13 protein-coding genes are annotated in these 10,339 nt (G+C 53.2%); all 13 read left to right on the top strand.

Going from position 1 to position 10,339, the window contains the following annotated elements; all coding sequences use genetic code 11:
* The coding region (locus tag FDX11_RS11405; RefSeq protein ID WP_249360732.1) for a KilA-N domain-containing protein at positions 1-569 on the top strand (569 nt) is incomplete at its 5' end.
* A gap of 237 nt (positions 570-806) precedes the next feature.
* Entirely contained in the window at positions 807-1,391 is a 585-nt protein-coding gene (locus FDX11_RS25740) for an HNH endonuclease (RefSeq protein ID WP_371414797.1), read from the top strand.
* A 94-nt stretch (positions 1,392-1,485) separates the two neighbouring features.
* Positions 1,486-1,704, top strand: coding sequence for a hypothetical protein (locus FDX11_RS11400; protein WP_137397937.1), 219 nt, complete (start codon positions 1,486-1,488; stop codon positions 1,702-1,704).
* Between the two features lie 3 nt (positions 1,705-1,707).
* Positions 1,708-2,358, top strand: a complete 651-nt coding sequence (locus FDX11_RS11395) for a hypothetical protein (protein ID WP_137397936.1) — start codon at positions 1,708-1,710, stop codon at positions 2,356-2,358.
* Positions 2,355-3,923 carry a terminase gene (locus FDX11_RS11390; RefSeq protein WP_137397935.1) on the top strand — a complete coding sequence of 523 codons (1,569 nt, stop codon included), beginning with the start codon at positions 2,355-2,357 and terminating at the stop codon, positions 3,921-3,923. The genes FDX11_RS11395 and FDX11_RS11390 overlap by 4 nt, the downstream gene beginning before the upstream one ends.
* A gap of 11 nt (positions 3,924-3,934) precedes the next feature.
* Positions 3,935-5,386, top strand: coding sequence for an anti-CBASS protein Acb1 family protein (locus FDX11_RS11385; protein ID WP_137397934.1), 1,452 nt, complete (start codon positions 3,935-3,937; stop codon positions 5,384-5,386).
* Between the two features lie 31 nt (positions 5,387-5,417).
* Positions 5,418-6,311: a phage minor head protein gene (locus FDX11_RS11380; protein WP_249360734.1), complete on the top strand. Its 894-nt coding sequence runs from the start codon at positions 5,418-5,420 to the stop codon at positions 6,309-6,311.
* A 20-nt stretch (positions 6,312-6,331) separates the two neighbouring features.
* Positions 6,332-6,757: a hypothetical protein gene (locus FDX11_RS11375; RefSeq protein ID WP_137397932.1), complete on the top strand. Its 426-nt coding sequence runs from the start codon at positions 6,332-6,334 to the stop codon at positions 6,755-6,757.
* 65 nt (positions 6,758-6,822) lie between these two features.
* Positions 6,823-8,019 (top strand): DUF2213 domain-containing protein, encoded by a 1,197-nt coding sequence (locus FDX11_RS11370; RefSeq protein WP_137397931.1) that lies wholly within the window; start codon positions 6,823-6,825, stop codon positions 8,017-8,019.
* A gap of 3 nt (positions 8,020-8,022) precedes the next feature.
* Positions 8,023-8,463 carry a hypothetical protein gene (locus tag FDX11_RS11365; RefSeq protein ID WP_045142323.1) on the top strand — a complete coding sequence of 147 codons (441 nt, stop codon included), beginning with the start codon at positions 8,023-8,025 and terminating at the stop codon, positions 8,461-8,463.
* An 11-nt stretch (positions 8,464-8,474) separates the two neighbouring features.
* Positions 8,475-9,551: a major capsid protein gene (locus tag FDX11_RS11360; protein ID WP_045142324.1), complete on the top strand. Its 1,077-nt coding sequence runs from the start codon at positions 8,475-8,477 to the stop codon at positions 9,549-9,551.
* Positions 9,552-9,560: 9 nt separating this feature from the next.
* A complete protein-coding gene (locus tag FDX11_RS11355) occupies positions 9,561-9,962 on the top strand; it encodes a hypothetical protein (protein ID WP_045142325.1) in 402 nt (133 codons plus the stop codon).
* Positions 9,963-9,964: 2 nt separating this feature from the next.
* The coding region (locus FDX11_RS11350; protein ID WP_137397930.1) for a hypothetical protein at positions 9,965-10,339 on the top strand (375 nt) is incomplete at its 3' end.

Genomic DNA, 10,339 nt, shown 5'->3' with positions numbered 1-10,339 from the left:
TCTTTCTAAAAGGTAAAAACGCTATGAATCACCCAAGCATTGTTATCGAAAATGTTCACGTCAGAAGTAATGAGCACGGAACCTATAACCTGAACGATATGCACAGAGCCGCAATTGCCGGTGGACTTGCCAAGAAGTGGCAGGTGCCTAGTCAGTTTATCGGTGCTGATGGAGTGCAGGCTTTTGTCGATGAAGTTTCCAAAGTGCTAAAAGACACTTTGGAGCAAAATCAGATACTTGATGTTATACACGGTGGAGCTAATCGTGGGACGTGGGCGCATGAGTTGATCGCCTTAAAGTATGCCGCATGGCTTTCGGCGTCTTTCGAAGTGAAAGTTTATCAGACCTTCCGCGATGTCGTGATGGGCAAGCTTTCCCTCTTTGCTGAGGCCAACAAGCTTGAGTTGGAGTATCAGCATAAGACCAAGCGTGTCAGTACAGCAGCTCGAATTATGAATAACTGGGGCGTTGGCGGTGAAAAGCGCCGTATTGAATCTGAAAGGATTCATATGCAGGAGCAGATTCAGTTAGTCATTCCCGGTTTGCCAAAAAAAGACGAAGCGGCTTGACGGGCTCAAAATTGAGCTCGTCGGCAAGAGAGCTACTTTCACAACAGCTCTCCATTACAGAAGCTCTTCACTGAGGGGCTTCGATAATGATCTGTGTAACCCCGCAAGGATGGTGAAACGAACAGTCAGGCTTCGCTCAGGCGAGGCCTTTTTTATGCGCGCAATCTAGGCTGATCCCCGAAAAGACGCTGCGCCTGCGTCCTGGTTGCGCACTCCAAAGGCGATAGCGAGGCGGCTATGTTCACTGTGGAATATCTGAAATCGATTAAATCAAGAGAGCCTATAGTGTCCAGAATTATGAAAAAGGTTGAGATTCGACCTGAAACAGGGTGCTGGATATTCAAAGGCTCGAAAGATAGATGCGGTTATGGTTGCATTAAAATTGGCAAGCACCAGCTCGGAGCGCATAAGGTTGCTTATTTGATGTTTGTTGGGGATTACGACCAAAAGAACCTTGAGTTAATGCACAGTTGTGACAACCCGTCTTGTGTTAATCCGTTCCATTTATCACCGGGAACACATAAAGAGAACATGGATGACTGCATCAGGAAAGGGAGGCACACATCGCAGAGGGGGGTTTTTATTAAACCTCATTACGGTCGTCAGGCCGAGTATGCAGGTTCAAAGCTAATAATGACGTGTTCGCCAAGAAAAATGGCGACTATGAATAACGAAAAGACATATGCAGGTAGTTTTTGCAAAGTGCATACCGACAACAATTTAAGGGTTACCGCTAACGGCGCTTGTTGCTTTTGCCAGGCTCAATATCAAAAAAGCAAGAGAACAAACTGCGATACCAAATCAATGAAGTGCATTTTCTAAAGAGATTTATTAAATCTTGCTGACGGGTAAGCCGTAAGTGGCTAAGCACTTCTGATAAGCAGGGCAACAGCTGCGACAAGGCAAAGAGGTAATCATGTCAGACACCTACCAAATCACGCTAACCACGCAAACAGGCGAAACCTTCACTGGCAAGATGTCACGACGTCAGCCTGAGCTGGTGAACGGCTTTGTACCGCTGGCTACCGAAACTGGACAGTGGCTTTACTTTGCCCCTGCCGACGTGAAGCGCGTGGAGTTCACGCCAGTGCCAGCAGAGCAGACCGAACAGCCAGAAGAACAAACAACGGAGTAACCAATGAGCAAACCGGACTGGGAGGCCATCGAGACGGCGTACCGGGCCGGAGTGATGTCCCTCCGAGAAATAGCATCACAACACGGTATCAGCGAAGGCGCTATCCGTAAGCGCGCCAAGCGTGACGACTGGGCGCGTGACCTCAATGCGAAGATTCAGCAAAAGGCTGACGATCTGGTACGCAAACAGGAGGTACGCAAACAGGTACGCAACGAAAGCACTTTGACCGAGCGCGTACTGATAGAGGCGACTGCCGAGGTGATTGCCACGGTACGCATGGAGCACCGGGGAGACATCCGCCGGGCTCGTGAACTGACTAACACGCTATTCGATGAACTTGGTGCGCAGTGCGCAGATGTATGCGCGCTCGAGCAACTGGGCGACATCATGTTTGACCCCGACGATAAAGGGCGGGACCGGCTCAATGAAATTTATCAGAAAGTGATCAGCCTGCCTTCCCGCGTTAAATCCATGAAAGACCTGAGCGACAGCTTGAAGACGCTGATAGGCCTCGAGCGTGAGGCGTACAGCATCGAGAATAAGGCTGAAACGAAAGAGGTCACCCATAACGTCATGCTGGTGCCAACCAGTGACAACGTGGATGACTGGGAGGCGGCAGCGCAGAAACAACAGGACGGGGTGCTCGGTGGATGAATTACAAAGCTGTATGGAAGCCACTGCCTGGATCTCAGTCCCTGGCGCTGAGCTGCCCGTGTAATGAGATCCTGTTCGAAGGCACTCGCGGCCCGGGCAAGACTGCTGCGCAGTTAGCCAGATTCCGGCGTAATGTCGGCGTGGGCTATGGCTCGTTCTGGCGAGGCGTCATTTTCGACACCGAATATAAGAACCTTGCCGACATCATCACTCAGTCGAAGCGTATGTTTCGCCTGTTCAACGACGGTGCACGCTATCTGTCATCTGCGAGCGAATTGCGATGGGTATGGCCAACAGGCGAGGAGCTTCTCTTCCGTTTCGGTAAAGAGGCAGACGACTACTGGGATTTCCATGGGCAGGAATTCCCGTTCATTGGCTTTAACGAGTTGACTAAACAGCAGTCCCCTGAATTCTACGAAATGATGTTCTCCTGCCGGCGCTCATCGTTCAGGCCGGAAAACTACCCGCTGGATAATGGCAAGTTACTGAGGCCAATCCCGCTGGAGACGTTCAGCACGACCAACCCGTTTGGCATTGGGCATACCTGGGTGAAGAAGCGCTTCATTGAGCCAGCGCCGCGCGGAACCGTACAGCGCGACCGGCAAATGGTTTTCAACCCTCAGACAGAACGAGAAGAGGAAATCACGCTGACCCGCGTGGCCATCCACGGATCGTTCAAAGAGAACCCTTACCTCGACCCGCAGTACATTGCGACCCTGATGGCTATTAAAGACCCTAACCGACGCAAAGCGTGGGTAGAGGGCTCCTGGGATGTGACCAGTGGCGGGCGATTCGACCACCTGTGGAATGAATCGCTGCACGTCATTAAGCCATTCCGCATACCGGATAGCTGGACAGTTGACCGCTCCCATGACTGGGGTGAGTCGAAGCCGTTCTCTAACCTGTGGTGGGCTCAGGCTGATGGCACTGCGGCAGAGTTGCCTGATGGGCGTCAGTTCTGCCCGCCGGCAGGGACAATAATCCTGATCGGAGAATGGTACGGCTGCCCGCCTGACGAGCTGAACAAAGGCCTGAATATGTCATCCACCAACGTCGCGAAAGGCGTGGCGTGGATTGACAAGCGGCTGGTGGGCGAAGATGTCGACGAGCCGGAAGAGATACAGATCGACGGAGTCACGCAGGGCCAGCTAAACATTGTTCCAGGAATATGCTCGGAAGTTATTCCGGGCCCGGCTGACAGCGCCATTTTCAATACTGGTGACGATGAGTTATCGATCGGTCAGAAAATGGAAAATCAGGGTGTCGAATGGCTTGAAGCCAATAAGAAGCCAGGCTCGCGAGTTAACGGGGCTTCGGTATTCGCCGACATGCTTGAGGCTGTAGTTGAAGGTAAGAAGCTGGAATCTGGCATCCCTGAGAAGCCTGCCTTTTACGTTTTCGAGCACTGCCGCGGATGGATTAGCCGCATACCCGTGCTGGTTCGCGACAGCAAAAACCCAGATGACGTAGATACCCAGCAGGAAGACCACGACTGGGATGCTACCCGCTACCGAGTACTGCATTCACCACAGAAAATCACCGGCATGTTGGTGCGCTCGCGCTGACGGAGGAAACCGTGAACGAAAGCGAAATTAACAAACAATTTGCCGCAAATGCCAGCCTCGATCGTGACCGTATGCGCTACGTTAACGCTCTGTTCAATGGCACCAGTAATACGAAACGCCAGCGTCTTTACCAGGAATTTGGTTATCCACTGAACCTGACGTTCGACGACTTTTTCCGGGCCTACAGCCGTAATGCGATTGCTAATGCTGCGGTTAACCGGATGGTCGATGGCTGCTGGGAGGACTTCCCGGATGTATACGAAGGTGACCAGACGAAGGATGCCACCCAGCAAACGGACTGGGATAAGCGCGTAAACAAGCTGCTCAAGCGTTGCTGGAAGCAGATTAAAGGCGCTGACAAGCGCAACCTCGTGGGGCGCTACTCTGCGCTGCTGATCCAGGTAAAGGATAACCGGACCTGGGATAAGCCGGTCGATAAGATAGTTACTGCCAGGCAGAAGGAAAAGGCGTTAGTTAAGTTGATCCCGGTGTGGGAGGCACAGATTGAGCCTGTCACATATAACGAAGATCAGAGCAGCGAGAAGTATGGTGACGTCACCATGTACTCGTTTACTGAAATCCCAGTACAACAGCAGGCAGGAGGGCAGCCCGGACGCATCATTAACGTCCACCCTGACCGCGTAATTATCCTCGCTGAAGGGTCAGACGATGGACGCCTCTACTCTGGCGAATCAATGCTTGCTGCTGGCTTCCATAAAATCATGGACAGCGAAAAGGTCTCCGGCGGTGCGGCTGAAGGTTTCTTCAAAAACGCCAGCCGCCAGCTCAACTTCAACTTCAGCGCCAAAACAAACTTCTCAGCACTGGCTAAGGCCCTTGGTGTTTCTGAATCTCAGCTATCCGAAGCGCTTGATGGGCAGGTGCGACGCCTTAACGACAGCTCTGATAGTGCGGTGATGATGCAGGAGGGCGACGTCAGTGTACTATCGGTTGCAGCGGCGGACCCAGAACCAACGTGGCGAACCATTCTGAATGAGTTTTGCGCCACCGTGCCGATCCCTGTCAAAGTACTGGTCGGCATGCAGACGGGCGAGCGGGCCAGCACCGAGGATGCGAAGGACTGGGCCAAAACCCGCATGAGTCGTCGAACTGGTTTCCTGACAGACCTGATAACGGACATCGTTACCCGATTCTGGGAGTTTGGCTTTATTCCTCCAGCGGCAGGCGAGGAAATCACCGTCGGATGGTCCGATCTACTGGCACCGAGCCAGGCAGAGAAGATTGCCAACATGGATAAACTCGCCGACGTGGCCGTGAAATCCACAAACGCGTTTGGTCGCTCTGCTATCACAGAAAATGAGATACGCGCGGCGGGCGAACTGCAAGCCCTGCCTGAACTTGATGACGAGGTGCCGCCAGATGGCAACAAGCCAAAGCCTGACCCACTGGCCGACCCAGAATCAGAAGCCGAAAAGTCCGGTGATACCGCGGTCGAAAGTTGACCCAACAATGTCGCGCAAGTCCGTCAGCAAGATGGAGCGCGACATTGAGGATCGGTATTACGCGATAAAGGTGGCGCTGAAAGCCCTGTTAGACCAGCGCCTGACCGGGCGAGAGCGTGAGGTAAATAGCCATAACTGGCATTTTCTATGCCACGACAACGGCGCGGATATGCGGCTCTACCAGGTCAACGCCGGCAAGTTCATATACGACATGTCGGCGCAGGAGCTTGCTGATCTGCTGGAAGCGGTGCAGAGCATTCTCGACGATTATCTGCTGGAAGGTGGCGAGCAAAATCTCTGGGCAATGGATTACGTCGTCGCAGAAGCTCAGCGTGGCACACTGGAGGCATTCAACAACCTCTCGCAGCAGTCTCAGGTGTACGCCAGCCAGACGACGCTACAGCAGCTTTTAAGCAGCCCCGGTTATCTGAACCAGATTTCTGCGGCCAGGCTGACAACGTTCAGCGACTGGAAGGTCATCAGCGATACAGCCCGTGGTGACCTGACCAGCATCATCACCGATGCGGTAGCGCGCGGTGTGAATCCTCGCGAGACAGCCAGCGTCATCAGCAAGCGTCTCGATGTGTCGATGTCGAAGGCCAAAACCATCGCTCAGTCTGAGCAGGTCGGCGCGCTTCGGCAGGCGCAATGGAACGAAACGGACTGGGCCGCTGACAGGTTAGGTCTGAATACCGGCCTTCTGTGGCTGTCAGCGCTAAAACCAACGACGCGCAACTGGCACGCCAGCCGCCACGGCAAGGTTTACACCACCGAAGAGGTGCGCGACTTCTACGCGGAGAACGGCAACCGGTACAACTGCTATTGCAGCCAGATTCCAGTGCTACTCAACGACGACGGCAGCATTTTCAATGAAGGACTGGCTGATAAGCTGGCGAAAGAAAGAAAAGGGTGGCAATCTTCTTGAGTCATTAATGGAGGAATATCATGGACAATGAAGAAAAACTTCAAGAAGTTATTGCACACCCGCAGAATCTGAAAGACAGCGCTTTATCGCATCTTGTGCTTTTGGCAAATGTAGGGGTTGGGGTCGATGTCACCATAATTGTTGGTGGACAGATTGTCGCCGGCCAACTGGTATCGGGTAAAGATTACGCAGAAACAATAGCAACCAACCTTAGAAAGGCCAATGTCAGTGATGAGTTGAAAGATGCAATGGCATCATTCTTTGATGACTTGGCTAATGAATATGTAAGTCAAGAAGGACGCACCATTCCGCTGAATTTCCTCCATATTAGAAACCCATCGTATATGAAAGGGGATGGCGGGTGGACTACAGTTCAAGGAACTATTGTGAGAATCCCAATCGAAAAGGTTAGCGGTTTTTCCATGGGAAAGGACAGCCAACTTTAATTATCACCATAAGGTCGCTCCGGCGGCCTTTTTTATTGCCTGAAATCCAACAATGAGGACCCAGCATGAAACGCAATCGCGTTAACGTGCTGACCGTCGTCAACTCCGCTTCAAACATCACCACTGAAACCATCGACGGCAAGCCACATATCGTGGTTCGCGGCATCACGCCTGTCGTGGACGATATCGTGATGAACCGGAAGTTGTACCCGGCAGCAGAAATCGAAAAGGCCTACAACACGCTCGAGCGTAACCCGATGCCGCTGGGTCACCCGAAAGTGGACGGCAAGCATGTGTCGGCGCGAGATGTCCGGGCGGTGAATGAGTACCACGTCGGGGCCTGGCTACAGAACGTGAGCCACAAAGACGGGAAGGTGACGGGCGACATGTACGTTAACCGCCAGTACGCCGAATCCAGCGATAAGGGCAAGCGCCTGATTAACCGCCTGGATGAGATGCTGGCCGGTACCAACTCCGACCCGATCCACATCTCCACCGGCCTGCTGTATTCCGGTATCGCTGCCAACGGTGAGTCAAAGGGCAAAAAGTACAACGAAATCGCCACCAACATGATGTTTGACCATGTGGCGGTACTGCTTGATGAGCCTGGCGCTGGAACGCCGGAAGAGGGGGTTGGCATCTTCGTTAACGCTGAGGGTGATGAAGTCGAAATCGAGGTCGTCAGTCTCGAAGATTCTACCACCCCAGACCAGCAAGACCCCGCGTTCAAAACATTTTTCAACCAGCTAAAGGCGTTTTTCGGCGCCAACAGCGATTCAACCCAGAAGGAAACAGACCCGATGAAAGAGCTCATCGTTAATGCGCTGAAGGCCAAAGGTAAATCGGTTGACGGTAAAACCGATGCCGAACTGATGGACGCATATAACCAGATGCTGGCAGAAAACGCCGACAGCAAAGAAGAAACGCCTGAAGAGAAGTCCGCACGTGAGAAGAAAGAAGCGGATGACAAGAAGGCTAAAGAGCAAGCTAACAACAGCGAAGAGATGCCAGCGTGGGCGAAAGTGCTTACTCAGCAGGTCACCGCACTTAACAGCCAGATCAATGCCAACTCTGACAAAGAGAAGGGCGAAAAGCGCGCGGCTGTGAAGCTGGCGATGAACATGAGCGATGAAGAAGTCGCAGATCTGGACGGTAAGGCACTCGACGCCATGTATGCCAAGTGCCAGACATCTTTTGGTCTGAACGGTGCATTCCGCCATCAGGCTACTAACACCCAATCAGTCAGCGAAATGCCGGAGTAAAAAATGGCTAAAGACGGAAAACACGTAATTCACGCGGGCGGTATCTTCGCAAACCCACAACTTCACCGAGAAGGTGCCGCAGCCGCTGATACGCCTCCTGGTACGATTGGTTTCTTCGACAACACAACGAAGGAATTCACCGCGTCTGTGGATGGCAATGAAGCCGCGATCCTCTACGTAGCCAACTATGACTACCTGCGTTGCAAAACCGTAGACGACGTCATCAAGGCTGGCGACTGGGTTGTTGCTTTCCACCCAACCCCGGGCGTTTTCTTCAACGTTCCCGCTGTAGCAGGCACTTATACGAAAGGGCAGCCGCTCTCTGTTGCCAACGGTCGTGTTAAGGCTGTTGGTACTGATGAATCGGTCCGCTGCTACGTAGAAGAAGACCGCTCATACACCATTGCAACGGCAGGTGACCTCCTGCGCGTGGTCATTAAATAAGGAGCACCTGAATGTTTGTATTCTCCACTAAGCAGGCGACCGAAACCGGGAACCTCGAAGCCAACATGGCTCAGTTCAATGAGCTTACGTTCGCTCGTAATTCCAGCGCTCAGGCTGTGGCAGACTTTATTGCTCGTACTCGTGTCCGCGGTGAAGCGGCAAATGCCCCGGTGCTGGACGCAGTAAACGCAGTCGACGATATCCGTCGTCTTTACAAGGCCTATGACCAGACTGTGTTTAAGCAATTCGAACCGAACACTGAATTCACGCTGCTGAACGACCTGATGCCGCTGTCTCGCTCTGTTCGCCTGGAAGAGTCTGTGTACGAATACGCTCGCACCGGCGGCCGTGGCTGGGCGCACACTTCCATGTCCGGTCAGATTGGTGCTGCGCTGGATGCGAAGTCCTACACCTTCGATGGCACCATGGTACCGATCCACGACAGCGGCTTTAAGTTTAACTGGCGTGATCCGGTATTCAATAAAGGCTCTGCGCTCTCATCCTTGGCGGATGCTCAGGCCGGATCTGTTGATGATGTGCGTCGACAGTATGTGGACTACATCTGGGAAGGCTTCCGTGACGCAGACGGTAACTACATCAAATTCGATGACAAGACCTGGAAGGGTTTACGTCACGATGAGCGTGTGGCCCAGGTGACACTGACTGTTAACTTCGCAACCAGCACCGACCCGAAAGCCATGCGTGCCGCGGCGATCGCCCTGCGTGACGTCCTTAAGCTGCAAAACATGCAGTACGGCCAGCAGACGTGGTACGTCTCCAGCGAAATCATGTCCAACTGGGAACAGTATTTCGATGTGAACTCGCTCCGCACTGTGCTGGAAGAGATCTCCAAACTGTCAGGCATCGCGGCAATCAAAGAAGATGCTGAGCTGACCGGAAACGAAATCGTAATCGTACCGCTTCAGGCTGGCGTGATTGCTCCTATCGTCGGTCAGGCATTCGGTACTGTTGCCGATCCGCGTCTGCACTATAACTCAGATTACGTATGGCGCACCTGGGGTGCTGCTGGCCTGATGGTCAAGCAGGACATCAACGGTCACTACTCTGTTATTCACGCTTCAAGCTAAGGAAACAACATGGCACTCGTAAAGGTATTGGTAGCAAACCTCTTTGCCGGTGCCAGCCTTCAAAAGCTGGAGGCTGGACAGGTTTATGATGTCGTTGACTCGATCGCTGAAAAGTGGATTGAGCAGGGCAAGGTAGAGAAATCCACCGAGAAGAAGGGTGAAAAGCTCGTCTTTGAAGTGGCGACACCTTCTGCGCCTGTGGCATCCAGTGCATCCGATTTGCAGTCAAAACTCAATGAGGCGTTGGCTCAACTGGAACAGGCCCGGTCTGAAATTGATGCTAAGGATAAAGAGCATGCCGAAGTGATTGAGCAACTGAAGCAGGAAAGCGCAGTTAAGTTGGACGCTGAAACAAAACGTGCTGACGCAGCTGAAGCGGCAATGGCAGAAGCTATCAAGAAGGCGAAATAACCATGGCTGACCCAATCACAGCGGCAGACGTGCAGGCGTTCCTCGGTGAATTGGGTTACTCCATCCCGGGCGCGCTGCTGGAGCCGATTCTCTGCGTGGTCAACAAGATCATCCCGTGCCTCGATGGCGCGGGGTATGACGAGTGCACCGCGAAGCTGATCCTGATGTACGCCGCCGCGCTTATGGCTACTTCGTCCGGCGCGCGCCGCATCAAATCGCAGGGGGCGCCGTCTGGCGCGTCCCGCTCGTTTGAATATGGAGACGACAGCATTACCTGGCTGCGTGACTCGCTGGCCCGGCTTGATACCAGCGGTTGCACCGGTGAGTTACCGATCAGCGCAGGTAATGGCGTCGGCCTGTTCATGGTGGTCGGGGGC

The sequence above is a fragment of the Citrobacter sp. wls714 genome, from assembly GCF_005281025.1.
Taxonomy (GTDB): domain Bacteria; phylum Pseudomonadota; class Gammaproteobacteria; order Enterobacterales; family Enterobacteriaceae; genus Citrobacter; species Citrobacter werkmanii.
The sequence above is the reverse complement of the archived record's forward strand: the minus strand, read 5'-3'. Positions and strand labels throughout refer to the sequence as shown.

Coding starts and splice junctions, on each gene's coding strand:
- FDX11_RS11390 (WP_137397935.1), top strand. CDS start 2,355: ATGAATTACAAAGCTGTATGGAAGCCACTGCCTGGATCTCAGTCCCTG.
- FDX11_RS11395 (WP_137397936.1), top strand. CDS start 1,708: ATGAGCAAACCGGACTGGGAGGCCATCGAGACGGCGTACCGGGCCGGA.
- FDX11_RS11360 (WP_045142324.1), top strand. CDS start 8,475: ATGTTTGTATTCTCCACTAAGCAGGCGACCGAAACCGGGAACCTCGAA.
- FDX11_RS25740 (WP_371414797.1), top strand. CDS start 807: ATGTTCACTGTGGAATATCTGAAATCGATTAAATCAAGAGAGCCTATA.
- FDX11_RS11400 (WP_137397937.1), top strand. CDS start 1,486: ATGTCAGACACCTACCAAATCACGCTAACCACGCAAACAGGCGAAACC.
- FDX11_RS11365 (WP_045142323.1), top strand. CDS start 8,023: ATGGCTAAAGACGGAAAACACGTAATTCACGCGGGCGGTATCTTCGCA.
- FDX11_RS11380 (WP_249360734.1), top strand. CDS start 5,418: ATGGAGCGCGACATTGAGGATCGGTATTACGCGATAAAGGTGGCGCTG.
- FDX11_RS11355 (WP_045142325.1), top strand. CDS start 9,561: ATGGCACTCGTAAAGGTATTGGTAGCAAACCTCTTTGCCGGTGCCAGC.
- FDX11_RS11370 (WP_137397931.1), top strand. CDS start 6,823: ATGAAACGCAATCGCGTTAACGTGCTGACCGTCGTCAACTCCGCTTCA.
- FDX11_RS11375 (WP_137397932.1), top strand. CDS start 6,332: ATGGACAATGAAGAAAAACTTCAAGAAGTTATTGCACACCCGCAGAAT.